The organism is Sulfitobacter sp. TCYB15, assembly GCF_040435955.1.
Lineage (GTDB): Bacteria > Pseudomonadota > Alphaproteobacteria > Rhodobacterales > Rhodobacteraceae > Sulfitobacter > Sulfitobacter pontiacus.
On sequence record NZ_CP159193.1, the window covers coordinates 2,672,755 to 2,698,316 of the forward strand.

26 protein-coding genes are annotated in these 25,562 nt (G+C 60.5%); 11 read left to right on the top strand and 15 right to left on the bottom strand.

Annotation, left to right across the window (positions count from 1 at the left end; translation table 11 throughout):
• Positions 1-73: 73 nt before the first annotated feature.
• The 6 genes from ABM428_RS12840 (at position 74) to ABM428_RS12865 (ending at position 4,693) form a co-directional block, all read left to right on the top strand.
• Complete coding sequence (locus ABM428_RS12840; protein ID WP_132997758.1) at positions 74-646, top strand: TetR/AcrR family transcriptional regulator; 573 nt, start codon at positions 74-76, stop codon at positions 644-646.
• 98 nt (positions 647-744) lie between these two features.
• A complete protein-coding gene (locus ABM428_RS12845; RefSeq protein ID WP_132997759.1) occupies positions 745-1,617 on the top strand; it encodes a TIGR01459 family HAD-type hydrolase in 873 nt (290 codons plus the stop codon).
• A 90-nt stretch (positions 1,618-1,707) separates the two neighbouring features.
• On the top strand, positions 1,708-2,151 hold the full coding sequence (locus ABM428_RS12850; RefSeq protein ID WP_005849555.1) for a MaoC family dehydratase: 444 nt from the start codon (positions 1,708-1,710) through the stop codon (positions 2,149-2,151).
• 105 nt (positions 2,152-2,256) lie between these two features.
• Positions 2,257-3,189, top strand: a complete 933-nt coding sequence (locus tag ABM428_RS12855) for a bifunctional riboflavin kinase/FAD synthetase (protein WP_037944760.1) — start codon at positions 2,257-2,259, stop codon at positions 3,187-3,189.
• Entirely contained in the window at positions 3,186-3,656 is a 471-nt protein-coding gene (locus ABM428_RS12860; RefSeq protein WP_037944761.1) for a YcgN family cysteine cluster protein, read from the top strand. The genes ABM428_RS12855 and ABM428_RS12860 overlap by 4 nt, the downstream gene beginning before the upstream one ends.
• Entirely contained in the window at positions 3,656-4,693 is a 1,038-nt protein-coding gene (locus ABM428_RS12865; protein WP_132997760.1) for a low specificity L-threonine aldolase, read from the top strand. The genes ABM428_RS12860 and ABM428_RS12865 overlap by 1 nt, the downstream gene beginning before the upstream one ends.
• 3 nt (positions 4,694-4,696) lie before the next feature.
• Here the strand turns inward: ABM428_RS12865 and ABM428_RS12870 are convergent, their stop codons facing one another.
• Positions 4,697-5,485 (bottom strand): alpha/beta fold hydrolase, encoded by a 789-nt coding sequence (locus ABM428_RS12870; RefSeq protein ID WP_132997761.1) that lies wholly within the window; start codon positions 5,483-5,485, stop codon positions 4,697-4,699.
• The gene (locus ABM428_RS12875) at positions 5,482-6,078 is read right to left on the bottom strand and encodes a 2-hydroxychromene-2-carboxylate isomerase (protein ID WP_132997762.1); all 597 of its coding nucleotides are present in this window, start codon (positions 6,076-6,078) and stop codon (positions 5,482-5,484) included. The genes ABM428_RS12870 and ABM428_RS12875 overlap by 4 nt, the downstream gene beginning before the upstream one ends.
• A 109-nt stretch (positions 6,079-6,187) precedes the next feature.
• On the opposite strand from ABM428_RS12875, the gene ABM428_RS12880 reads away from it, so the two are divergent.
• A complete protein-coding gene (locus ABM428_RS12880) occupies positions 6,188-7,207 on the top strand; it encodes a ribose-phosphate pyrophosphokinase (protein WP_005849565.1) in 1,020 nt (339 codons plus the stop codon).
• A gap of 31 nt (positions 7,208-7,238) precedes the next feature.
• Here the strand turns inward: ABM428_RS12880 and ABM428_RS12885 are convergent, their stop codons facing one another.
• The 7 genes from ABM428_RS12885 to ABM428_RS12915 form a co-directional block, all read right to left on the bottom strand.
• Positions 7,239-7,577, bottom strand: a complete 339-nt coding sequence (locus ABM428_RS12885) for an H-type lectin domain-containing protein (protein WP_081858800.1) — start codon at positions 7,575-7,577, stop codon at positions 7,239-7,241.
• A gap of 127 nt (positions 7,578-7,704) precedes the next feature.
• Positions 7,705-8,142, bottom strand: coding sequence for a F0F1 ATP synthase subunit epsilon (locus tag ABM428_RS12890; protein ID WP_037966100.1), 438 nt, complete (start codon positions 8,140-8,142; stop codon positions 7,705-7,707).
• A 12-nt stretch (positions 8,143-8,154) separates the two neighbouring features.
• Entirely contained in the window at positions 8,155-9,579 is a 1,425-nt protein-coding gene (gene atpD, locus ABM428_RS12895; protein ID WP_005849570.1) for a F0F1 ATP synthase subunit beta, read from the bottom strand.
• 19 nt (positions 9,580-9,598) lie between these two features.
• Entirely contained in the window at positions 9,599-10,477 is an 879-nt protein-coding gene (locus ABM428_RS12900; protein WP_005849572.1) for a F0F1 ATP synthase subunit gamma, read from the bottom strand.
• Between the two features lie 14 nt (positions 10,478-10,491).
• Positions 10,492-12,030, bottom strand: a complete 1,539-nt coding sequence (atpA, locus tag ABM428_RS12905; RefSeq protein ID WP_064217142.1) for a F0F1 ATP synthase subunit alpha — start codon at positions 12,028-12,030, stop codon at positions 10,492-10,494.
• A complete protein-coding gene (locus ABM428_RS12910) occupies positions 12,031-12,591 on the bottom strand; it encodes a F0F1 ATP synthase subunit delta (protein ID WP_174226613.1) in 561 nt (186 codons plus the stop codon).
• A 278-nt stretch (positions 12,592-12,869) separates the two neighbouring features.
• Entirely contained in the window at positions 12,870-13,640 is a 771-nt protein-coding gene (locus tag ABM428_RS12915) for a methyltransferase domain-containing protein (RefSeq protein WP_005849577.1), read from the bottom strand.
• 150 nt (positions 13,641-13,790) lie between these two features.
• On the opposite strand from ABM428_RS12915, the gene gloB reads away from it, so the two are divergent.
• The 3 genes from gloB to ABM428_RS12930 all read left to right on the top strand — a co-directional run bounded on the left by gloB (position 13,791) and on the right by ABM428_RS12930 (position 18,020).
• Complete coding sequence (gene gloB, locus ABM428_RS12920) at positions 13,791-14,558, top strand: hydroxyacylglutathione hydrolase (protein ID WP_340269451.1); 768 nt, start codon at positions 13,791-13,793, stop codon at positions 14,556-14,558.
• 175 nt (positions 14,559-14,733) lie between these two features.
• A complete protein-coding gene (gene clpA / locus ABM428_RS12925) occupies positions 14,734-17,055 on the top strand; it encodes an ATP-dependent Clp protease ATP-binding subunit ClpA (protein ID WP_005849580.1) in 2,322 nt (773 codons plus the stop codon).
• The gene (locus ABM428_RS12930) at positions 17,052-18,020 is read left to right on the top strand and encodes a M23 family metallopeptidase (RefSeq protein ID WP_353627999.1); all 969 of its coding nucleotides are present in this window, start codon (positions 17,052-17,054) and stop codon (positions 18,018-18,020) included. The genes clpA and ABM428_RS12930 overlap by 4 nt, the downstream gene beginning before the upstream one ends.
• Positions 18,021-18,022: 2 nt before the next feature.
• On the opposite strand, the gene ABM428_RS12935 is transcribed toward ABM428_RS12930, so the two are convergent.
• The 3 genes from ABM428_RS12935 to ABM428_RS12945 form a co-directional block, all read right to left on the bottom strand.
• Positions 18,023-19,771 (bottom strand): peptidoglycan -binding protein, encoded by a 1,749-nt coding sequence (locus ABM428_RS12935; protein ID WP_353628000.1) that lies wholly within the window; start codon positions 19,769-19,771, stop codon positions 18,023-18,025.
• A 2-nt stretch (positions 19,772-19,773) separates the two neighbouring features.
• Positions 19,774-20,976 (bottom strand): hypothetical protein, encoded by a 1,203-nt coding sequence (locus ABM428_RS12940; protein ID WP_005849585.1) that lies wholly within the window; start codon positions 20,974-20,976, stop codon positions 19,774-19,776.
• A 74-nt stretch (positions 20,977-21,050) separates the two neighbouring features.
• Positions 21,051-21,581: a gamma-glutamylcyclotransferase gene (locus tag ABM428_RS12945; protein ID WP_353628001.1), complete on the bottom strand. Its 531-nt coding sequence runs from the start codon at positions 21,579-21,581 to the stop codon at positions 21,051-21,053.
• A gap of 58 nt (positions 21,582-21,639) precedes the next feature.
• On the opposite strand from ABM428_RS12945, the gene ABM428_RS12950 reads away from it, so the two are divergent.
• Complete coding sequence (locus tag ABM428_RS12950) at positions 21,640-22,674, top strand: DUF2125 domain-containing protein (RefSeq protein WP_353628002.1); 1,035 nt, start codon at positions 21,640-21,642, stop codon at positions 22,672-22,674.
• 11 nt (positions 22,675-22,685) lie between these two features.
• Here ABM428_RS12950 and ABM428_RS12955 read toward each other — a convergent pair whose 3' ends face one another.
• The 3 genes from ABM428_RS12955 to hisC are packed head-to-tail and all read right to left on the bottom strand — an operon-like array spanning position 22,686 to position 25,460.
• The gene (locus tag ABM428_RS12955) at positions 22,686-23,459 is read right to left on the bottom strand and encodes an extensin family protein (protein WP_064217148.1); all 774 of its coding nucleotides are present in this window, start codon (positions 23,457-23,459) and stop codon (positions 22,686-22,688) included.
• Positions 23,456-24,376, bottom strand: coding sequence for a prephenate/arogenate dehydrogenase family protein (locus tag ABM428_RS12960; protein WP_005849593.1), 921 nt, complete (start codon positions 24,374-24,376; stop codon positions 23,456-23,458). Before ABM428_RS12960 ends, ABM428_RS12955 begins: the two co-directional genes overlap by 4 nt.
• Position 24,377: 1 nt before the next feature.
• The gene (gene hisC / locus ABM428_RS12965) at positions 24,378-25,460 is read right to left on the bottom strand and encodes a histidinol-phosphate transaminase (protein WP_005849595.1); all 1,083 of its coding nucleotides are present in this window, start codon (positions 25,458-25,460) and stop codon (positions 24,378-24,380) included.
• Positions 25,461-25,562: the final 102 nt, after the last annotated feature.

Consider the following 25,562-nt stretch of genomic DNA (forward strand, 5'->3'; position numbering starts at 1 on the left):
AAAGTACATTTAGGGTTTATTGAGCGATCACTCAAGTATATAATTGAGCAATCATTCAAGAAAAGGTGATCCCATGCCCCGCAAACCCAGCTATGACCGTGAAGATCTGATCGAACGCGCCCGCGATCTGTTCTGGCAACGCGGTTGGGCGGGCACGTCGCTGAAGGACCTGGAGGCGAGCCTCAAGATGAAGCCGGGCAGCTTCTATGCAGCGTTCGGGTCAAAGGATGCGCTGTTCGAACTGGCGCTTGATCGCTACGCCGCTGACGGGTCAGAGCGGATGAAAACGCTTGCCCGTAACGAAGGCCCCCTGCCCGCGCTACAAAAATTTCCCCGCATGGTGATTTCGAATGACACCGCACCGGCCAAAGCCTGCATGCTGTCGAAAACCCTGCTTGAACTGCAAGCCCACCGTCATCCGCTGGCGCAAAAGGCAAACGCCCATCTGCGGAAGATGGAGCAGATGTTCGCAGAGCTGTTTTCCCAAGCCCAAGCCGCGGGTGACATCCGCACCGATCACGATCCGCGCAGTCTGGCGCGGCGCTACCAGTCCGATGTGCTGGGGCTGCGCGTCTCTGCGGAACGTGAGGGGGTGGATGCCGCCGCCATCGCGGGCGAAATCGCGGACGGGTTGGCGCGGCTCTGACACGCATCACGGCGCGGGCCTGTTGCGCTGCCCAGTTGCCCCGCGGGGGGATGTGTGCTTTCTGCGGTGCAAAGCTCTTGCAGATTGGAAAGCGGCCCATGACCCAGATTATCAATAACCTTTTCGAAATCTCTGACCGCTATGACGCCTTGTTCGTCGACCTTTGGGGCTGCGTCCACGACGGGGTCAAGGCGCTGCCGGATGCGGTCACCGCGCTGCAAGCCTATCGCAACGGCGGCGGCAAGGTCGTGCTTGTCACAAACTCCCCCCGCCCCCGCGACGGCGTGATCAAACAGCTGGCACATTTCGGGGTACCGGATGATGCGTGGGACGATATTGCCACCTCGGGCGATTCTGCGCGTACGGCGATGTATCGCGGCATGGTGGGCACGCAGGTCTGGCACCTTGGCCCGCCCACGGACAAGCACTTCTTTGATCCCAGCGACGTGCTTGATGATCCTGTCGATATCCAGCTGGTTGATCTGGAAGACGCCGAAGGCATCGTCTGCACCGGCCCTTTCGATCCGTCCGAAGACCCCTCAGTGCTGCGCCCGCAACTGCTTTATGCCAAGCAAAAGGGGCTCAAGCTGCTTTGCGCGAACCCCGATATCGTGGTGGACCGTGGCGATGTGCGCGAATGGTGCGCTGGTGCCATCGCGGCGCTTTATACCGAGATGGGCGGGGAAAGCCTGTATTTCGGCAAGCCGCACCCGCCGATTTATGATCTGGCCCGCCGCAAGCTCTACGCATTGGACAAGGACATCACCGACAATGGCATTCTCGCCATCGGCGACGGCATCCATACCGATGTCAAAGGGGCCATGGGCGAGGATATCGATTCGCTTTTCATCTCTGGCGGTCTGGCCGCGCGGGAAACCGAAACGCAGACCCAGCCCGATCCCGAGGCGCTAACCCGTTATTTGGAAAAGGAAACATCGGCTCCGACCTACACAATTGGACACCTACGCTGACCTACTTTTTCCTTGCGTTTCTGCGCTTGCAAAGTAATTAAGTTTCACACTGGATAAAACTGGCGTCACTTTATTACTGAAAGGGCTGGCATGTTGGATAATCTGCCCCGTGGAACGATCTGTATTGAAGATATCGAAATCGGCATGACGCGCTATCTGCGCAAGGTCATCACCGACGAAGACATCGAGATGTTCGCGCAAGTGTCCACTGATCGCAATCCGGTACATCTGGACGACGCCTATGCGCAGGACACGATCTTTGAGGGGCGGATCGCCCACGGCATGCTGACTGCGGGCCTGATCTCTGCCGTGATCGGAGAGCAGTTGCCGGGGCACGGCACCGTCTACATGGCGCAGTCGCTCAAGTTCCTGGCCCCCGTGCGCCCCGGCGATCTGGTCTATGCCGAGGTGAAAGTTACAAATATCGAATTCGACAAGCGCCGTGTGAAACTGGATTGCCACTGTGCGATTGACGGCAAAAAGGTCCTGATTGGCGAAGCAACCGTTCTGGCCCCGTCGCGCAAGTTCGATTGACGATAGCCCTCCCGCCAGCGCCCGCCCCACGACGCTGCGGTTTTTCGGCACCGTGACCCGCCCCGCTGCTTGTCAGCACCGGCAGAGGGGGCTACCACCAAGCGCATGGAAATCATTCGCGACTATCAATTTGTATCCGCTTCCGATCAGGGGGCGACCGCCGCTATTGGCAATTTCGACGGGGTGCATCTGGGGCATCGGTCGGTCATCGATATGGCCCGCGCCGCCCTGCCCGACGCGCCCTTGGGCGTGGTCACATTCGAGCCACACCCCCGCGAATATTTCGCCCCCGACGCCCCGCCCTTCCGCCTGATGGGCGCAGAGGCGCGCGCGCACCAGTTGCAAAAGATCGGCGTCGACAAGCTGTATGAGCTGGGGTTCGATGCAGCCCTATCCGGCCTCAGCCCCCGCGCCTTTGCGCAAGAGGTGATCGTTGATGGGCTGGGCCTGCGCCATGTGGTCGTGGGTGCGGACTTCCGCTTTGGCAAGGCGCGCGCGGGCACCGCTGAACAGCTGCAGGCCTTCGGTGCCGAGATGGGGTTCGGCGTGACCATCGCGCCGCTGATGGCGAAGGGGCCCGACACCGTGTCCTCGACCGCAATACGCAACGCACTGACAGAGGCACGCCCCCGCGACGCCGCCGCGATGCTGGGCCATTGGCACCGCGTTGAAGGCCCGATCCTGCACGGTGAAAAGCGCGGGCGCGAACTGGGCTACCCGACGGCGAATATGTCGATCGACGGGCTGCACCCGCCAGCCTTTGGTGTCTATGCGGTGCTTGTCGATGTACTTGAAGGACCGCAGGCAGGGCGCTACCACGGCGTTGCCAGCCTTGGCGTGCGCCCGATGTTCGGCGAGAACAAGGCCAACCTCGAGACATTCATCTTCGACTTCAAAGGCGATCTCTACGGCAAGCATGTCTCGGTCGCGCTGGTCGACCACCTGCGCGGCGAGGAAAAATTCGACAGTCTTGACGCCCTGATCACCCAGATGGATGCGGACAGCGCACAGGCCCGCAGCATTCTGGCCGCGCTATGACCGATCCGATTGCCGCCAAAGGTCTTGCCAAACGGTTCTGGGAAAAGAAGCCGCTCACCAAGATGTCGCAAGACGAATGGGAAGCGCTGTGTGACGGTTGCGGAAAATGCTGCCTGAACAAGCTTGAAGACGAAGACACCGAAGAAGTCGCCCTGACCCGCGTGGCCTGCCGCCTGCTAGATGATGCGACCTGCCGGTGCAGCCACTACGAGAACCGGCACCAATTCGTGCCCGACTGCATCGTTCTGAAGCCCGACAATCTGGATACCCACGCCTATTGGATGCCGCTCACCTGCGCCTATCGGCTGCTGTGGCAGGGCAAGCCGCTGTATGACTGGCACCCGCTGATAAGCGGTGACCCTGATAGCGTGCATCGCGCGGGAATCTCGGTGCAGCATAATACCGTCTCGGAATTCGACACCCCGTTCGAGGAATGGGAAGACCACATCATCGAGGAGCCAACCTGATGTTTTTTGCCTCTGACAACGCGGGCCCTGTTCACCCCCAGATCATGAACCGTCTGGCTCAGGCAAACACCGGACACGCGATGCCCTATGGCAATGATCCCATCATGGACGAAGTCCGCGGCGCGATCCGCACCGCGTTCGAGGCACCCGAGGCCGCGGTCTATCTGGTCGCAACCGGCACCGCGGCCAATGCGCTCGCGCTGGCGTGCTACACCCAGCCGTGGCAGACGATCTTTTGCTCCGTCACCTCGCATATCCACGAAGACGAATGTAACGCGCCCGAGTTCTATGCCGGTGCCGCCAAGCTGACTGTGGTTGAAACCGACGACAAGATGACGCCAGAGGCGCTGACAAAGGCGATCGAGAAACACTCCGAGGGCAATGTACATGGCGCGCAGCGCGGGCCGGTGTCGATTACCCAAGTGACCGAACGGGGCTCGGTCCACACGCTGGAAGAGCTGAACGCCCTCACCGCTGTTGCCAAAAGCTATGACCTGCCGGTGCATCTGGACGGGGCGCGCTTTGCCAATGCGCTGGTTGCCTTGGGCTGCACCCCGGCAGAGATGACGTGGAAAGCGGGCGTCGATGTCGTCAGCTTTGGCGGCACCAAGAACGGTTGCATGGGTGTCGAGGCGGTGATTTTCTTCGACCCCGCCAAGGCTTGGGAGTTCGAGCTGCGGCGCAAACGAGGGGCGCATCTGTTTTCCAAGCACCGGTTCCTGTCTGCGCAGATGGCGGGCTATATGCAGGATGATTTGTGGAAGACGACCGCTGCCCGGGCCAATGACAACGCACGCCATCTGGCGGATGGTTTGCGCGCCGCAGGGGCAACGTTGCTGCATAAACCCGACGCCAATATGATCTTTGCCAAATGGCCCCGCCGCATCCACCAGAAGCTGCATGATGCGGGGGCGAAATACTATGTCATGGACGGCCCGCTAGAGGGCGACGACCCGAATGAGCCTTTATCCGCGCGGCTGGTCTGTGACTGGTCGATCGGCACAGAGGCGATCGACCAGTTCCTATCGTATTTCTGACGGCTATACCGTTTCGAGAAAGCTGCGGATTTCAGCGGCGACGGCCTGCGGGTGCGTGATCGGAGCCATGTGCCCCGCCCCCTCGATCGCCTTGCGTGTCACGTTCGGCAAACGGCGGGCGATGGACGTGCTGATCGCATCTACCATATCCGCCGATGTACCCCCGTCTATCAACAGCACCGGCATCGCGGCGCGGGCGAACTTGCCCGGTTCTAGCAGCCCGGCATTGTCGTCCCGCAAGAACGGCTGGCTGGCGGGCACATAATGGATACGGTCAGCCATATACTGGCGCAGCTTTTCCGGCGTCTGTTCCCATCCGCTACCGTCACCCCAGCCGGTGTTGAAGATGCGCGCGGCCTCCATCCGGTCGCCCGCGTCATAAGCCGCATCGAACCCGCCGGAGTTGCGATCCGCGGCCGCCACCCGTGCCGGATCGTCAGCCAGGGCCGCCGCAAAATAGACCGGTTCGATCATCGTCAGGCTGCGCACCAATTCGGGGTTCTCGATGGCAATCCGCAAGCCGATCGTCGCGCCAAAAGAATGGCCGATAATATCAATCGGTTCGGTCACCAGTTCCCGCACCAGATCGGTTGAGTATGCATGGATATCCCCCTGCCCGTCCCAATCGGCGGATTTCCCGTGGGAGGGCAGATCGGGACAGAGCAGCGTCAGTTCATCCGCCAACGCCTCACCCACGCCGCGCCACGCGCCGGAATGGGCAAGCGTGCAGTGAACAGCCAGCGCGTGCCGCGGACCATGCCCGAATTGCCGTGTATATAAACCTGAACTCACAGTTTACCTGCCATCACGAGGTCAAGATCTTCAAGCCGGTCCTGGCCCCAGAACTTGTGGCTGTCGTCCAGAATATAGAATGGCGCGCCAAAGACGCCCTTTTCGACCGCCTCTTCCAGATTGCGCGCGTAGGTATCAGCCCCCTGCAGCAAGCCTTTGTCGGCCAGCGCGGGGTCAAATCCGGCTTTTTCAAGACAGTCGCGCACGACCGCATCTTCGGCAATATCGCGTTCCTCGGCCCAGACGGCGGTCATGATCAGCTGGCACAGCTTGCCTACGTTGCCGCCTTCGTTCTGCGCTGCAATAATGGCGTACGAAGACGGCGCACCGTTGGTGGGCCAATGCGCGGGTTTGAGGTTGAACGGCATCCCCAGCTTCTTGGCCTGACGCGGCAGTTCAATCGCGCGATACTCTTGCCGCGACGGATGCCGATCTTTCGGGGGCTGCCCGCCCGTGCGCCCGAAAGCGGTAATCAGATCGAAAGGTTTATAGGTGATCGTCGCCCCGTGTTTGGCGGCGATTTCCTCAAGCCGGTTTCCCGCCAGATAGGCATATGGTGAAAGTGTCGCAAAAAAATAGTCGATATGGGGCATTTGGGGTCTCCGATCAGGGCTGTGCAGCTTTGCCAGACCGTAAGGCCATGCTAAGCGGTGTCAACGTCACGATTCTGTCACATGTTCTGCATCCAGGGACCCTTTGCACATGGCTCAAACCACCGAACCCAAACTGATCTCAGGTAACGCGAACATGCCGTTGGCCAAAGCCATCGCACGGCGGATGTCGCTGCATCGGGGGGTCAACGTAGGGCTGGTCGACGCACGGGTCGAACGGTTCAATGACGGCGAAATCTTTGTGGAGGTTTACGAGAACGTCCGCGGCGAGGATATGTTCATCATCCAGCCAACGTCGAACCCCGCCAATGACAACCTGATGGAACTGCTGGTCATGGCCGACGCGCTGCGCCGGTCCTCTGCGGCGCGTGTCACGGCTGTTCTGCCCTATTTCGGGTATGCCCGTCAGGACCGCCGCACCAAGGCACGGACACCGATCACCGCCAAGATGGTCGCGAATATGATGGTCGGCAGTGGCATCGAGCGTATCCTGACGATGGACCTGCACGCCGCACAGATCCAGGGTTTCTTCGATATCCCTGTCGACAACCTCTATGCCTCCCCCGTTTTTGCGCTGGACATCCAAAACGAATTCAAGGGCCGCATGGACGAGCTGATGGTCATCTCTCCGGATGTGGGCGGCGTGGCCCGCGCACGCGAACTGGCGAAGCGCATCAACTCCCCCCTCGCCATCGTGGACAAGCGCCGCGAAAAACCCGGCGAGATTGCAGAGATGACCGTGATCGGCGATGTGACCGACAAAGTCTGCCTGATTGTGGACGACATCTGTGACACCGCCGGCACCCTGTGCAAAGCGGCCGAAGTGCTGATGGAAAACGGCGCGAAGGAAGTCCACTCCTACATCAGCCACGGCGTTATGTCCGGCCCTGCGGTCGAACGCGTTAGCAATTCGGTGATGAAATCGCTGGTCATCACGGACAGCATCGCGCCGACGCCCGCCGTCAAGCAAGCTACAAACATCCGGATCGTGCCCACAGCGCCGATCTTTGCGCAGGCGATCCTGAACATCTGGAACGGCACTTCGGTCTCGTCCCTGTTTGACGCCGACACGCTAGAGCCGATCTACGACGGCATGTACAAACCCGGCTAAGCGCCCCTGAAACAACGGCTGGGGGCGCTGCTTAAAGCTCCCAGTCGTCTTGCTGCGGCAACGGCCCGATGGCCATCCAAGACGCCCTGACGCGCGCAATACGCGTATCGCCCCAGGTGCGGAACACCAGTTCAAATCCCTCTTTCGTCACATTTTCTGATCGCAGATCCGCGCGCATGACCGTGGCGTTATCCACGTCCCACAGCGCAAGCGAGGCGTGTACCGTGGGGATATCGCGGTACGGCGTGGAGAAGGTGATATGGTTGCGCCGCTCGCGCTGGCCCTTCCCCGTCCACATCTCGCCACCATCCTGAAAATCGGAGAACAACACCGTCTCTCCGCTATCGATACCAACGCTGCTTGCGTTCATTCTTTTCATCGTGATGGCCTGCCCCAACTCGTCCTACCGCTACAATCTGACAACCATAAGTTAAGGTTAACAAATAGAAAAGGCCCCGCGGATGCAGGGCCTTTTCATCAAAACGGGCAAGGAAACGTCAGAGGCTGGGTTGCTTGCTCGACAAGCCGATTTCGTCCCCCATGGCAACCATGTCGGACAGCAGCTTGGCTGCGTCGTCTACGGGGCCAGGTTCATTCGCGAAACCCTCTTTTGCCGTTGTGTACATGGCTTTGGCTTCGGCGATCATTTCGTCCAGATGCTCTTGGGTCATATCACCCTTGGACACCGCGCGTTCGGCCAGAACCGATACGCCTTCGGAAGAAATCTCGGCAAAGCCGCCGGTTACCACATACTCAGCAGTGCCTTCCGGGCCTTCAACACGCAGCACACCGGGGCGCAGCGTGGTGATGGTGGGGGCATGATCAGGCATTGCTGTCATGTCCCCGTCCGCACCCGGAATCTGAACGGCCGTCACCTGCATCGAGGCCAGCCGCCGCTCAGGCGAAACGAGGTCGAATTGCATTGTGTCTGCCATTTTCAGCGCTCCTTAAGCGGCGTCTGCCGCCATTTTTTCAGCTTTCGCTTTCACTTCTTCGATGCCGCCAACCATGTAGAAGGCACCTTCGGGCAGGTGATCGTATTCACCGGCAACAACCGCCTTGAAGGAGGTGATTGTCTCTTCCAGTGGAACCTGCTTACCGTCGGAGCCGGTGAACACTTTCGCAACGTCGAAAGGCTGGCTCAGGAAGCGTTCGATCTTACGCGCACGGGCAACGGTCAGTTTGTCGTCTTCCGACAGTTCGTCCATGCCGAGAATCGCGATGATGTCCTGCAGCGACTTGTAGCGTTGCAGGATACCCTGAACGTCACGGGCCACGTTGTAGTGCTCTTCGCCAACGATGGATGGGTCCATCAGACGCGATGTGGAGCCGAGCGGATCAACAGCAGGGTAGATACCCTTTTCCGAGATCGAACGGTCCAGAACGGTTGTCGCGTCAAGGTGCGCAAAGGATGTCGCGGGCGCAGGGTCGGTAAGGTCATCCGCAGGAACGTAAACGGCCTGAACCGATGTAATCGAACCGGATTTGGTCGATGTAATACGTTCTTGCATCGCACCCATGTCGGTCGCCAGTGTTGGCTGGTAGCCCACGGCCGAAGGAATACGACCCAGCAGAGCCGAAACCTCGGAACCGGCTTGGGTAAAGCGGAAGATGTTGTCGACGAAGAACAGAACGTCGGTACCGGATTGGTCGCGGAACTGTTCGGCCAGTGTCAGACCGGTCAGCGCAACACGCATACGCGCTCCGGGAGGCTCGTTCATCTGGCCGTACACCAGCGCAACCTGCGATTTTTCCAGATCATCAGGGTTGATAACGTTGGATTCGATCATCTCGTGGTACAGGTCGTTCCCTTCACGGGTACGTTCACCAACGCCCGCGAAAACCGAATAACCGGAGTGCACTTTGGCGATGTTGTTGATCAGTTCCATGATCAGAACGGTTTTACCAACACCGGCACCACCGAACAGACCAATTTTACCACCCTTGGCGTAAGGCGCCAGAAGGTCGATAACCTTGATGCCTGTTTCCAGCACTTCGGATGTGGTCGACTGTTCCGCGAATTCGGGCGCATCCGCGTGGATCGAGCGACGCTCGGCCGATTGGATGTCGCCTTTTTCGTCGATGGCTTCGCCAACAACGTTCATGATGCGGCCCAATGTGGCGTTACCCACTGGGATCGAGATTGGCGCGCCTGTGTCTTCGACGCGCTGGCCGCGCACCAGACCTTCGGTCGCGTCCATCGCGATGGTACGCACGGTGTTTTCGCCAAGGTGCTGAGCCACTTCGAGGATCAGTTTCTTGCCGTGGTTTTCAGTTACAACAGCGTTGAGGATCTCTGGCAGGTGATCCTCGAACTGCACATCGACGACGGCGCCGATGACTTGTGTGATTTTGCCGACTGCATTTGCCATGTCGTTTCTCCGATTTGTCCTACAGCGCTTCCGCGCCGGAAATGATTTCGATCAGCTCGTTGGTGATGACGGCCTGACGCGAACGGTTATACTCGATGGTCAGATCTTCGATCATGTCACCGGCGTTCCGTGTCGCGTTGTCCATTGCCGACATCCGGGCACCCTGTTCAGAGGCCGCGTTTTCCAGCAGAGCCGAGAAGATCGCCGTTGCAACGCCGCGCGGCAGCAGGTCGGCCAGGATGGCCTCTTCGCTGGGCTCGTAGTCGAACAGTGTCGTCGCCTCGTCCGCGCCTTCGGTCTCTTCGAAGGTCGCCGGGATGATCTGCTGTGCCGTCGGGATCTGGCTGACGACGTTCACGAACTTCGCATAGAAGATCGTGGCGATGTCATATTCACCCGCGTCAAAACGGCCAAGTACGTCCTTGGCGATCCCCTGCGCATCGGCATAGCCAAGGCGCTTGACGTCGCTGAGGTCAACGTGACCGACCAAAAGGTCGCCAAAGTCACGACGGATGCTGTCGCGGCCTTTCTTGCCAACGGTCAAAATTTTGACCTCCTTACCCTTGGCGATAAGGCCACGAGCATGGGCTTTGGCAAGCTTGGCGATGTTGGCGTTAAAGCCACCGCACAGGCCACGTTCAGCGGTCATGACAACCAACAGGTGAACCTGATCCGACCCTGTGCCGCTCAGCAGCTTGGGGGCGGTGTCAGACCCACCTACCGATGCAGCCAACCGCGACATCACAGCGTTAAAACGCTCTGTGTAGGGGCGGGACTGCTCGGCAGCTTCCTGCGCGCGGCGAAGCTTCGCCGCGGCAACCATTTGCATGGCTTTCGTGATCTTGCGGGTCGATTTGACCGACGCGATCCGGTTTTTTAGGTCCTTGAGGTTTGGCATGTGCCCTCCCTCCCTTAAGCGAAGTCAGCGGCGAAAGAATCGATGGCAGCTTTGATCTTGTCTTCCAGCTCACCCTTCACCTTGCGGTCGTTGTTGGTGATGTCAGCCATCAGGTCGGCGTGCTTGCTGCGCAGGTGCGCCAGCAGGCCCGCTTCAAAGCGGCCAACTTCATTGACGTCGATCTTGTCGAGGTAGCCGTTTGTACCCGCATAGATCACGCAGACGATTTCCGCGTTGGTCAGGGGGGAGTACTGAGGCTGCTTCATCAGTTCTGTCAGGCGCGCACCACGGTTCAGCAGCTGCTGAGTGGAGGCATCAAGGTCGGAACCGAACTGAGCAAAGGCCGCCATTTCGCGGTACTGAGCCAAGGACAGCTTAACCGGACCGGCAACAGAAGACATCGCTTTGGTCTGAGCCGAGGATCCAACGCGCGAAACCGACAGACCGGTGTTCACAGCAGGACGGATACCTTGGTAGAACAATTCGGTTTCCAGGAAGATCTGACCGTCGGTGATCGAGATCACGTTGGTTGGAATAAACGCGGAAACGTCACCACCTTGGGTTTCGATGATCGGCAGAGCTGTCAAAGAGCCGTTGCCTGCGTCATCACCCAATTTCGCCGAACGCTCGAGCAGACGGGAGTGAAGATAGAAAACGTCACCTGGGTAAGCTTCACGCCCGGGCGGACGACGCAGCAGCAGGGACATCTGGCGGTAGGACACGGCTTGCTTGGAAAGGTCATCATAGATGATCAGCGCGTGACGGCCGTTGTCGCGGAAGAATTCCGCCATAGCTGTTGCGGAGTATGGTGCGAGGTACTGCATTGGCGCAGGCTCGGACGCGGTGGCGGCAACAACGATGGAATAGTCAATCGCGCCTGTTTCTTCGAGCTTTTTAACCAGCTGGGCAACAGTCGAACGTTTTTGGCCGATCGCAACGTACACGCAGTACATTTTCTTGCTCTCGTCGTCGCCTGCGGCGTCGTTGATCTGCTGTTGGTTCAGGATCGCGTCCAGAGCAACGGCAGTTTTACCGGTCTGACGGTCACCAATGATCAGCTCACGCTGGCCACGGCCAACGGGGATCATCGCGTCAACGGATTTCAGGCCAGTCGCCATTGGCTCGTGTACCGATTTCCGTGGGATAATGCCGGGGGCTTTAACGTCCGCGAGGCCACGCTCGGTGGATTCGATGGGGCCTTTGCCGTCGATAGGGTTACCCAGACCGTCAACAACACGACCCAGCAGACCGTTGCCGATTGGCACGTCCACGATGGAGTTGGTGCGCTTGACGGTGTCGCCTTCTTTGATGTCGCGGTCGGAACCGAAGATAACAACACCGACGTTGTCTGTCTCGAGGTTCAGGGCCATGCCCATGATGCCGCCGGGGAATTCGACCATCTCGCCAGCCTGGACGTTGTCCAGACCATACACGCGAGCGATACCATCACCAACGGACAGAACGCGGCCAACTTCGGCAACTTCTGCTTCTTGACCAAAGTTCTTGATCTGGTCCTTCAGGATCGCAGAAATCTCTGCAGCTTGGATACCCATTTATCCGACCTCTTTCATTACATTCTGGAGGGAATTGAGCTTTGCGCGGATCGACGTGTCGATCATCTTAGAGCCCACTTTTACGATAAGACCGCCAATGAGGGAGTCATCAACGGTCGCATTCAACGTTACTTTTTTGCCTGTGGTCGCGGCGAGCGACTTGGACAGTTTTTCGGATTGCGCTTTGGTCAGCGCCTTGGCCGAAATCACATCAGCAGTCACTTCGCCTTTTTCGACGGCGATGATGTCACGCAGGTTCTGGACCAGCTGCGGCAGGACGAACAGACGGCGCTTGTTGGCCATCAGTTCCAGCGTGCTGGCGAGCGTCTGGGACAGGTCCATCTTTTTGGCGATGGCACTGATCGACGCGGCTTGCTGTTCGCGCGTGTAGATCGGCGAATTGATCAGATCGCGGAAATCTTCGCTTTCGGCCAGTGCGGCTTGCAGCGCATCAAGATCTTTCTCGATCTGGGGAAGGGCTTTGGCCTCTTGGGCCAGCTCGTACACGGCGGTCGCATAGCGTTGTGCGATACCTGTAGAGATTGATGCTGTTTCGGACACGTCCATCCTCTCATACGTCAGGGCCGGATAAGCGAATACATCGCGTCACCGGGGTGTTGGCGCGACTTGAAATTACCCAAGACGTCTAAATCAGGGCGGATGTAGCAGACGGACCCGCATCCCGCAACACAGTATAGTGAGGTTGCCACAGGAAAGCGCCCCTTATTCTTAACGCAATGCACCCCTGCGACGCTTTGACCTGATCAACCTGCCTAAAAATCAATAGACATCCGGCAATTTCGGGTGTGGCAGCGATTCTTGCCGCCGTGGCGCGGGGGTCACATAGGCTGTGGCAGGACCGCCTGAACTGCCGAAGGTGTCACCGCGCCGACCCCTTCCAGAACGCGGATCGACCGGCGCGCTGGCGTGCGTGCAACCTTGCCCTTGGGCGGGTACACCAGCTTGGTCACCTCGACCATAAACGCCCCGCCCGCCATGATCGTCGGCATGTGCCGCCCGACTTTTTCAAACAGCGGCCCCGCGCGCCGGAACGTCCGTCTGGTCGAGGGCATCAGATACAGCGCACCCAACTGGCGCTCTGGCAGGAACTGGTGTTTGCGCAGTTGCGTTTCGAGCTGACCCAGCGAATAGGGCCGCCCGTATCCGAAGGGCGTGATATCGCTACGCGCCCAGAACCCTGCACGGTTGGGCACGATGAACAGTGCCCTGCCCCCCGGCCCCAACACGCGCCAGCATTCCTCCAGCAGGTCGCCCTGCCGGTCAGACGTTTCAAGCCCGTGCATCAGAACCAGCCGGTCGACATGTCCGGTTTCGATCGGCCAGAGCGTTTCTTCGGTCAGCACAGAGGTATTGGGCATGCCCGCGGGCCAAGGCATGACCCCCTGCGGCCCCGGCATCAGCGTCATCACCCGCCGCGCATCCGCCAGATAGGGGCGCAGCAAGGGGGCCGCGAAACCAAAGCCCACAACGGTCTGCCCCTTGGCCTCGGGCCAAAGCTCAAGCATGCGGGTACGCAAGGAATGCTGCGCCGCGCGGCCAAGGGCACTGCGATAGTAAAAGTTGCGCAGGTCTTGGACATCAAGGTGCATGGCAAAGGGCCTTGTTGGGTGGATCGCCCCGACCCTAGACCAAAGCCACGCGCCGCAAAAGAGCGGACTGCGCGAAACCCGTTTGCAGCACCGCCCCGCCCGCGCTAGCGTGGTGATCCGCATCCCGAAACCCCGACCGGAGCCGTTGCCATGTCCTTTGATCTTGTGACCATCCCCTGCCTGTCCGACAACTACGCATTCCTGCTGCGCGACCAGACCAGCGGCAAGGTCGCCTTGATCGACGTACCCGAGGCCGCGCCGATCGCTGCCAAGCTGGGCGAGTTGGGCTGGACCCTCACGGAGATCTGGCTGACCCATCACCACCCCGACCACATTCAGGGCGTGCCCGCGCTGATTGCCGACCACCCTGCCCGCGTGATCGGTGCCAAGGCTGATGCCGAACGCCTGCCCCCGCTGGACGCGGCCTATGACGACGGACAATCCTTCACCTTCGGCGCGCATACGGTCGATGTGATCGATGTGTCGGGCCATACCGTCGGGCATATCGCCTTTCACGTCCCCGCGGCCAAATGCGTCTTTACCGCCGACAGCCTGATGGCGCTTGGTTGCGGTCGCCTGTTCGAAGGCACGCCCGCGCAGATGTGGGACAGCCTGCAAAAGCTGATGCGCCTGCCAGCCGATACCACCGTATGTTCGGGTCACGAATACACGCAGTCGAACGCAAAATTTGCCCTGACGGTTGATCCGGAAAACGCGGCACTTATATCTCGTGCAAGAGAGATCGATCAGGCCCGTGCTGATGGCGAGCCGACAGTTCCCTCGACGCTTTCAACGGAACTTGAAACCAACCCCTTCCTGCGCCCGTCCGATCCGGGCATCCGTGCGCAACTGGGGATGGTCAACGCCACCGACACCGATGTGTTTGCCGAAATTCGCGCGCGCAAAGACCGTTTCTGACCGCCGCAATCATGGTCTAAAATCGACGTTCACGATAAATGTGACAGCGATATTGCAGAAAAACCTTGAAGCTGCGCCGTGATCAACCAAACTCTAATACTATGAGGCCATGCTCGGTTGCGGCGCGTCCTGTTTCTGACGCCCCCTCCGACACAGATCGAAAAGGAGCACGCCTGTGCCTTCATTCTCGTCTACCCTAGAACAAGCCATTCACGCCGCGCTGGCCCTTGCCAATGCGCGCAAACATGAATTCGCTACGCTTGAACATCTTCTTTTGGCCCTGATCGACGAACCCGACGCCGTGCAGGTGATGAAAGCCTGTTCTGTCGATATGACCGAACTGCGCGAAACGCTGGTCGAATTTGTCGATGAAGACCTGAACAATCTGGTCACCGATGTTGACGGCTCCGAAGCGGTGCCAACGGCAGCGTTCCAGCGGGTGATCCAGCGCGCGGCGATCCATGTGCAATCCTCTGGCCGGACCGAAGTGACCGGCGCGAACGTGCTGGTCGCGATCTTTGCAGAACGCGAAAGCAACGCCGCCTACTTCCTGCAAGAACAGGATATGACGCGCTATGATGCGGTCAATTACATCGCGCATGGCGTCGCCAAAGATCCGGCTTTCGGTGAACCACGCCCCGTGTCCGGTGCGCCGGATCACGAGGAAGAAGCCCAAGGCGTCACCGATGGCGACAAGAAAGAATCCGCGCTGGCGAAATACACCGTTGATCTGAACGCGAAATCCCGCGAAGGCGACGTTGATCCGCTGATCGGCCGGTCGGACGAGGTGGAACGCTGCATTCAGGTGCTGTGCCGCCGCCGCAAGAACAACCCGCTGCTGGTAGGTGACCCCGGCGTCGGGAAAACCGCCATCGCCGAAGGGCTGGCGCGCAAGATCGTTGCCGGTGAAACGCCCGAGGTCTTGGCCGAAACCACGATCTACTCGCTCGACATGGGCGCGTTGCTGGCCGGCACCCGCTACCGCGGTGATTTCGAAGAACGTCTGAAAGCCGTCGTGACCGAGCTGGAAGAACATGACAACGCCGTCCTGTTCATCGACGAGATCCACACCGTTATCGGTGCCGGTGCCACATCCGGCGGCGCGATGGATGCCTCCAACCTGCTGAAACCCGCGCTTGCGGGCGGCAAGCTGCGCACCATGGGGTCGACCACCTACAAGGAATTCCGCCAGCATTTCGAAAAAGACCGTGCCCTTGCGCGTCGTTTCCAAAAGATCGATGTGAACGAGCCTTCGGTCGAGGATGCGGTGAAAATCCTGCGGGGCATCAAACCCTACTTCGAGGATCACCACTCGGTCAAATATACCTCTGACGCGATCCGGACCTCGGTTGAACTGGCGCACCGCTATATCAACGACCGCAAACTGCCTGACTCCGCCATCGATGTGATCGACGAAGCGGGCGCGGCGCAGCATCTGCTGGCGGCCTCGAAACGGCGCAAGACCATCGGCACCAAAGAGGTCGAAGCCGTGGTCGCCAAGATCGCGCGCATCCCGCCCAAGAACGTGTCCAAGGATGATGTGATTGTGCTCAAGGATCTTGAGGCATCGCTGAAACGCGTTGTCTTCGGTCAGGACAAGGCGATCGAAGCCCTGTCTTCCGCGATCAAACTGGCCCGCGCTGGCCTGCGCGAGCCCGAAAAACCCATCGGCAACTACCTGTTCGCAGGGCCGACAGGTGTGGGTAAGACCGAGGTGGCGAAACAGCTGGCCGACACGCTTGGTGTGGAACTGCTGCGTTTCGACATGTCTGAATACATGGAGAAACACGCCGTTTCCCGCCTGATCGGTGCCCCTCCCGGCTATGTCGGGTTTGATCAGGGCGGCATGTTGACCGATGGCGTTGACCAGCACCCGCACTGCGTTCTGCTGCTCGACGAGATGGAGAAAGCCCACCCGGACGTCTACAATATCCTGTTGCAGGTGATGGATCACGGCAAGCTGACGGACCATAACGGCCGGACAGTGGATTTCCGCAATGTCGTGCTGATCATGACGTCGAACGCAGGCGCGTCCGAGCAGGCGAAAGAAGCGATCGGCTTTGGCCGTGACCGTCGCACCGGCGAGGATACCGCCGCGATCGAACGGACCTTCACGCCCGAATTCCGCAACCGTCTGGACGCGGTGATCAGCTTTGCGCCGCTTCCGAAAGACGTGATCTTGCGGGTGGTCGAGAAGTTCGTGCTGCAGCTTGAAGCTCAGCTGATGGACCGCAACGTGACGATTGAACTGTCCACCAAAGCCGCCGAATGGCTGGGCGACAAAGGCTATGATGCACGAATGGGTGCGCGCCCCCTTGGACGCGTCATCCAAGAGCACATCAAAAAGCCCCTCGCCGAAGAGCTGCTGTTCGGCAAGCTGGCGAAAGGTGGTGTGGTCAAGGTCAACGTCAAGAAGGGCGAGCTGGACCTGACGATCCTCGGGTCGGAAAACCCCAAGCTGACAGGCAACAAGCCACCGTTGCTGACAGCTGAATGATACCACGCAGCGCCGTATTTGCGCTTGCCCTGCCCTTTGCCAGCCCCGTGCTGGCAGAGGGTTTTCTTATCTCCCCGCCCCTTGACTGCGACCTTGGCACAGACTGCTTCATCCAGCAGTATGTAGATAGCGACCCGTCGTCTGATGCGATGGATTTCACCTGTGCCGCCTTAAGCTATGACGGGCACAAAGGCACGGATTTCGCACTACCCAGCCGGGCCCATATCGCCGACAACATCCCCGTCCTTGCCAGCGCCGCAGGCCGTGTCACCGGTATGCGCGACGGTATGGCTGACAGCGGTTATACCAGCGAAAACGCTGCCGATATCGACGGTAAGGAATGTGGCAACGGCGTCGTGCTTGACCACGGGAACGGTTGGGAAACGCAGTACTGCCACCTCAAACAAGGCTCCGTCAGCGTCACCACGGGGCAAGAGGTCGCTTTGGGCGACACCATCGGCTTTGTCGGGCAGTCGGGAAAGGCCGCCTTCCCCCATGTGCATCTGTCGGTGCGCAAAGACGGGGACGTCGTTGATCCCTTCGATCCCGATGGGACCACCAGCTGCGACGCGCCCGGTGATAGCAATCTTTGGGCTGAACGACCCGACTACCGCGCCGGTGGGTTGATCAGCGTTGGTTTTGCCGATGCGGTCCCCGCCTATGACGCCATCAAACAAGGCGAGGCAGCGGCGGCGTCCCTGCCCGTGGACGCGGATGCGCTGGTTGTCTGGGGCTATATGTTTGGCACGCGGGCAGATGACATCGTGAACCTGTCCATCACCGGCCCTGACGGCATGGTGATCGCGGATGATGTGACGTTGACCAAAACCCAGGCCCAAGCCTTTCGCGCCATCGGCAAACGTGGCCGCGTGGACTGGCCCGCGGGCATCTATACCGGCACGGTGACGATGATCCGCGGCCTGCAGATCATCAGCCAACGCAGCACGGAAATCGAGGTCAAATAACGCTACCTCTCGGTCAGCTTCAGCTCGATCCGGCGGTTTTGCGCGCGCGCGGCTTCGGTATTCCCACTGGCAACGGGCTGATATTGACCAAAGCCGTTCGCGGCCAGCCGTTCCGGTGCGATCCCGAGGAAGTTGATCATATATTTGACCACTGACAGGGCGCGCGCCTGACTAAGCTCCCAGTTATCCGCAAATTCGCCCAACCCCGACAGCGGCTGATTGTCGGTATGCCCGTCTACGCGAATGACCCAGTCGATTTCAGGCGGGATATCGGCTGCGATGTTGCGCAGGATACCGGCGACCTTGGCGATCTCTCCACGACCATCGGCGGACAGCGTGGCGGCCCCCGGGGGGAACAACACCTCGGAAGAGAAGACGAAACGGTCCCCCTCGATGCGCACACCCTCCTGATTGCCCAGAAGCGCGCGCAGACGGCCAAAGAACTCGGACCGGTATTGTTCGAGGTTCTTTGTCTCGGCCTCAAGCCGCGCACGTTCAGCCGTTTCAAGCTCGGCGCGGCGGCGTTCTTCGGCGGCGACCCGTGCGAGGGCGGTGTTCAGATCTGACCCCAACGATTGCAACTGCACCTCTTTCGCGGCATCGCGTGCGACGGCATCATCCAGCAGGGATTGCAGCTCTCCCAACTGGCCGCGCAGGGCGGCGACCTGCTGGTTCAATAGTTCTGTCTGGCGCTGCGCGGCGGCAGTCGCCGCTTCTTCCTGCGCCAGCTCGGACCGGGCGGCATCCAGCAAAGCGGCCTGTTTCTCTGCATCCGACAGCTCTGCCTCGGCGCGGTTCTCAGCGGCAAGCTTTGCCGCAAGCGCATCCGCCAGTTTGGCGCGCAGCTCTGCCCGATCGGCCTGAGTTGCTTCAAGAGTTTCGGTTTCCGCCAGCGCAGCGGCAAGTTCTGCATCCAGCGTTTCCTTGGCAGCGCGGGCGGCGGCCAGCAGGGTCAGCGTATCCTCGGCCTCTTTGCGCTGCTTCTCTAGCGCCAGCGTCATTGCGGTCAGCTCTGCATCGGCATTTTCCAGCTTTTCGCGCAAGCGTTCGGCGGCGGCAGCTTCGGCCAAACGAGCGGCTTCGGCCTCTGACAGCGCGGCGGCATTCTGCGCGGCGGCGGTTTCCAAAGCGGTCTGCGCATCCTGATTTTGCGCTCGCAGATCATCCACCAGCGCTGTCAGCGCATCACGGCGGGCGGCGGCAAGGCGGGCGGCTTCGGCCTGGGCATTCGTTTCTGACCGCGCCTGCGCCAAGGCAAGGTTCAACGCCTCTTGCGCGCTCAGCAGTTCTTCTTGTCGCGTCTCAAGCGCTTCTCCACGGGCGACCGCCGCATCCCGCTGGGACAGCAGACTTGCCACCTGCGCCTCGAAACCGGAGATCTTGGCCTCTGCCGCGTCAAGCTGTGCGGCCTGCGCATCGCGTGTCGCGGTCAAGGAGGCGATCATCTCCGCCTGCTCTGCCGCCTGATCGCGTGCAGCGGTGAGGGATGTGTTCAGCGTCCCCAGTTCGGCCTCAAGCTCGGCCGTGGTTTGCCGTTCCATCCCAAGCGCTTGCGCCAGTGCCGCGACTTCGCCCGACAGTGAATTCAGTTCGTTCTCTTGCCCATTGATCCGCTGGGTCTGTACGGCTTGCAGCACCATAAAGATGGTCAGCACGAACATCAGCACCAGCAAAAGACCCGTCATCGCATCCACGAATCCCGGCCAGATCGAGCCCTGAAACCGTGCCCCAGTGCGTCGGGAAAGCGCCATGATCAGCTGCCCTCGGTGTCGGTACGGTCAGGGGTGCGCAAGCGGCGCGGCTCAGCGCCACGCGGGGCCGACAGCGCCTTGGCCAGCAAGGATATATCCTTGCGCAACTCGGCCATCGTCTCCTGCCGTCCGGCTGAAATCTCTTCGAGAATACGCAGCATCTGCACGTCGATCGACCGCAGGCGCATCCGGCTTTCCGCATCCGCGCGTTCGTGTTCACCCTGCCCTTCAAGCACGGCGACCATACGCTCCTGCCCCTTGGCGATCCGGTCAAGGCTTTCAGCCGGCGTATCGGTCTGTGCGGCCCGCGCCGACAATTCCTCCATCGTGGCGGCCAGCGCGCCGATCTTGCTGTTCAGCGCGGTCTGGCTTTCCGCCGATTGTCCGATCAACTGACGCAGGCTGTCCATCTGTTCGGCCATGTGATCCAGCACACCAGCCACCGCGTTTTGATCCGACGCCCCGTCCTCGCCCGAGGAAAAACCAACGCGGGTGATCGAGCTGAGCCAATCTTCAAGCTCCTGATAAAAGCGGTTCTGCCCGTGACCGGCAAAGAGTTCAAGCAAGCCAACCACCAGCGATCCCGCCAGCCCCAAAAGGGACGACCCGAACGCCACCCCCATACCGCCAAGCTGCGATTCCAGCCCTGTCATCAGGCGCGCGAACATATCAGTGCTGCCGTCCCCTTCTTGCGGGGCGAGGCTGCGGATGGTTTCAACAACCGCCGGTACGGTCGTCGCCAAGCCGTAGAACGTGCCCAGAAGCCCGAGGAAGATCAGCATGTTGACGATATATCGCGTAATCTCGCGCGCTTCGTCGATGCGGGTGGCGACGGAATCCAGGATAGATCGGGTAGAGGTCGCGTTCACCTGCATCCGCGCGCCGCGTGTGCGCAGCAGCGATGCCAGCGGTGCCAGCAGCTGCGGGGCGACGGCATCGGCATTGGGCGCGTCAGAGGCAAAATTCTCGATCCAGCGGACAGAGCCGATCAGCTGCACCACCTGATAAAAGCAGGCGATCACACCGATGAAGAAGACGACAATAATGACCCCGTTCAAATAGGGGTTCGCCGCAAAAATAGGCAAAACGCTTGGCAGCGCCAGAAAAGCCCCGATGCAGGTCAGCCCGAGGGCGATCAGCATCAGCGTGATCTGCCGCACCGGCTGGGAAAACTGTGGTTTGGATTCGCGATCTGACTGCGCCATGCCTCGTGGCTCCTGACACTTTTGTGCTTCTGTTGCCGCAGCCTACACTTAATCCCGACGGTTATGCCACGGATTTATGCGGATAAAGTCTTTACGCGGTCGTGCAGCCACGCCAGCGACGGATCATGCAGCCCGATCTGCGTCAGATGCGCTGCGGTGTTGAACAGATATTCGGTATTCGGCCCCATGCCGCCAACCGCGCCCGAGATGATCTGCGCCTGCTCTTCCAGCGGCAAGCCGCCGCAGTATTGGTCATGTTCCGCGTCAATCACATAGACCAAAGCCGCAACCGTGCGCCCGTCCTCTAGCTGCACATCCAGCGTTTTCTCTACATAAGCCGACGACACAAGCTCGCGTTCGCGCAAATAGGCCAGCGTCGCCTCTTCGGTGCCCGGTGCCACGCGCAGCGCCATGCCATCGCAGGCCGTGCCGGTATCCGCATCCAGCGCCAGCACAAGCCCCGGACGTTCGACCGAGCCACGGTGGTGGATGGAGCGCATGCAGAAAGACCGCGCATACCCGGGCAACCGCCCGATCACGCTTTCCGCGACGTCAAACCCCGGTTTCCACAATAAGCTGCCGTAACCGAACACCCACATTGCCATGTCTCTGGTCCTTTATCATTGGCTTGTTTAAAGCTGCGCTATCGCAGGCGTTAATAAGGTGTTGGGTAAAATGGGCAAGGTCGTGTTGGTTATTGTCGTTCTGGCGGCGGTTTGGTGCGGATGGTGGGTCGCTGCCTCGTCCGGATTGCAGCGGGGCATCGCGAAACTGATCGAAACGCGCCGCGCAGCCGGGTGGCAGGCAGACGTGGGCGAAATGAAAAAGCAGGGCTTCCCCACGCGGTTGCACACCCGTCTGACCGATGTGACCCTGACCCCGCCGGCCCAAAATGCCGGGCGCGGGATCGCCAGCGCCGTCGCGGCAAAGCGCATCGACATCTCTACCCCCGCATACTGGCCCGGATATGTCACCGTTGCCTCGCCCTATATCGAACTTGGCCTGTCCGGCCCCAACTTGCGCGCCATGTTGTCGGCCGAGGACGTGACCACCGATCTGCGCCTGCGCCCCAGTGTTTCCGGCCAGCTGGACCGGTTGACGCTGGACGGCGGTGCCTGGGTGCTTGACCTGCCCGTCACCGGCCCTGTCGAGGGGCGCGGCCTGAACGTTAGCGCTGTGCAACAAACCGTCGGCCAGCCGATCTACGATCTGGCGCTAGACGCGCAGAATGTCACCCCCAGTGCCGCACTGCGCGGCCTGTTCGGCCTGCCCGACGATTGGGCAGAGGCGTTTGACACCGTCACCGCCAAAGCGACCATCACCTTTGACCGGCTGTGGGATCGTAAGGCCCTTGGCCGGACCCGCCCCCAGCCCCGCGTGATCGACCTGCGTCATGCCGAGCTTGCCTGGGGCGACATCGCCCTGTCCCTGCGCGGTACAATTGCGGTCGCCGAAGATGGTCTGGCGACAGGGACATTGTCGGTCGCGGCACAAGACTGGCCGACGATGCTGACCATGGTTGAGAGCGCGGGATACATTCCCCCCAACTTCCGCCCCCAAGCGGAACAAATGCTGAAGGGGTTGGCGCAAATGTCGGGAAACACCGATGCGCTGGATCTGGACATCACCGTGAAGGACGGAAAAATGTCTATGGGTTTCATCCCCTTGGGCCGAGCACCCAAGATTATCTTGCGCTGAATTGCGTTAAATCAACGACAGTAGGTCCCCTTGCGATACCGCGCCGTGTCGAAATGAAAGTGATCCAGATGGAAGCGGTTCGCTTTCGGGCCAAGCACGGTGCCAAACGGCCCGCAGGCCCCCTTGTGCACCCGACGCATGGCCTTACGGCTGGCGGGGGCATTCCAGCCCTTCAACACACTGACCTCGGCACCGCTGTGCATCTGGAAACCCGAGATATCGATCGCCCGCCCGCGCCCGTGTTCTGATATCTTGCCACCCGGCTGGTTGTTGCGCGTCCGGCAGGCGTAATGGGCGGCGACACGCAGCCCGCGCAGGCCACCCTGACCGGCAAAAGCGGGCTTTGCCGATTGATCAATCCATGTTTTCAATGCTTTGGCAGTCTTGCAATCCATAACCGCCGCTTGGCTCAACCGTACGCCCGACACCGACTGGATCTGCACCGCATCGCTGACACCACATCCCTTGAGCTTGGGTTGCACCCGTCCGATCGCTTTGCCCTGAATGGAAATATCCCCGCATACCGCACCCTTGGCCAGCAGGCGGCGTTTGGCTTTGGCCGCTTGCTCTGCCTTACGGCTGCGCAGGCTGGGCCGTAGCGAGGAGGCGATCCCGCCCGTGGCCGCTATCGCGCGTTTGGCCCCCGCATTGCGCGGCGGCGTGGCAATCGACCCTTGGGGCGTCAGCGCAGCACCCCCGGCCAAAGCGGGCGGGCGCAAAGAGGTATCGGGTCCGGCCAGTGCGGCACCGGAAAGCAGCGCGTATATCAGCGCCGCCCGGATCATTTATTGCCGGGTTGGCGACCAAAGTTCGGCGCGTCCGTGTCCTGCCCCGCTTCGATAATCCCACGACGGATCGCGCGGGTACGGGTGAAGTAATCATGTAGATGATCGCCATCCCCCATACGGATCGCGCGCTGCAACGCGAAAAGTTCTTCGGTAAAGCGGCCCAGAATCTCGAGCGTGGCCTCCTTGTTGGTCAGGAACACATCGCGCCACATGGTCGGATCGCTTGCCGCGATGCGGGTAAAGTCGCGAAAACCCGCAGCGGAATATTTGATCACTTCGCTATCGGTCACGCGGCGCAAATCATCGGCCACGCCCACCATCGTATACGCGATCAAATGCGGCGCATGGCTGGTCACCGCAAGCACCAGATCGTGATGCTCCGCATCCATTTCCTCGACATTGGCACCCATACCATCCCAGAGGTTCCGCAACCGCGAGATCGCATTGGCGTTGGTGTCGGGCACAGGCACCAGCAGGCACCAGCGGTTGTCAAAAAGCTCTGCAAAGCCGCTGCGTGGGCCAGAGTGTTCGGTCCCCGCCAAAGGGTGTGCGGGGATGAAATGCACCCCGTCGGGCAGCAGTGGGCCCACTTGCGCGATCACATCCGCCTTGACCGACCCCACATCCGTCACCGTGCAGCCGGGCTTGAGATGCCCGGCCATCTCGGCCGCGACCGACCCCATGACGCCAACGGGTACACAAAGCACCACAAGATCCGCGTCTTTCACCGTCTTGGCAATGGAATCGCAGACCTCGTCGCACAGTCCAATCTCGCGGGCGGTGTCGCGGGTTTCGGCGCTGCGTGCAAAGCCCGACACATGGCCCGCAAGCCCGCCGCGCTTCATCGCCCAGAACATCGAAGAGGCGATCAGCCCCAAGCCGATCAGCGCGACTTTCTCATAAATTACGGGCATATCAGTCGCCTTTAAACTGTCGGATCGCATGCACCACGCGGCGACATGCGCTTTCGTCGCCCACGGTGATCCGCAAGCAGGTCGGCAGCTGGTAGCCCGCCACGCGCCGCACGATCAACCCTTGGGTCTTGAGGTATTCATCACAGGCCTCGGCCTCGTCCTGCGACTTGAACCGCGCGAGGATGAAGTTCGCGCAAGACACATCAGACGGCACGCCGATCTCTGCCAGCGCATCAGCCATCCAGCTGCGCCATTTGGCGTTCTCGCTCCGGCAATGGGCGGCGTAGCCGGTATCCTTGATCGCCGCCGTCGCCGCATTCAGCGCGGCTTGGGACAGGTTGAACGGCCCGCGCACACGATTCAGCACGTCGATAATATGCGCCGGTGCATAGCCCCAACCGATCCGCAGCCCGCCCAGACCGTAAAGCTTCGAGAACGTCCGCGTCATCACGATATTATCGTGGCTATCCACCAAAGCCGCGCCGCCGTCATAGCCTTCGACATATTCGGCATAGGCCCCGTCGAGCACCAGAATTGCCTGTTTGGGGATACCGGCGGCAAGACGTTCAATCTCGCTCAGCCCGATCATGGTGCCGGTGGGGTTGTTCGGGTTCGCAATGAACACCAGCCGCGTTTTGTCGGTGCATCCCGCGAGCAGCGCATCCACATCCGTGACCCGTTCGTTTTCGGGCACCTCGACCGGGGTCGCGCCGTTGGCCAGCGCGGAGATCCGGTACATGCCAAAGCCGTGCACCGTGTGCAGCACCTCTGTCCCCTCGCCCGAGAACGCTTGGCACAAAAAGGCGATGATCTCGTCCGACCCGGCCCCGCAAATAATGCGGTCAGCGTCCAGCCCGTGCACCTGCGCGATCGCCTGACGCAGCGCGGTATGATCAGAGGACGGATAGCGATGCAGATCATAGGACGCATCGCGGAACGCTTTGACGGCCGCGTCGGACGGGCCAAGCGGGTTCTCGTTCGAGCTGAGCTTGATCACATTATCAAGCCCCGCCACATGGGACGCCCCGCCTTGATACAGCGCGATGTCCATAATGCCGGGTTGCGGGCGAATAGCGGTTGTCATCTGTCATGTCTCCTGTCGGGCGGACCATAAACGCGCGCCGTCGCCAGCGCCACTACGATCTTGTCCCAGCGTCATATGGCCCCGCGCTAAAGGCGCGTCACC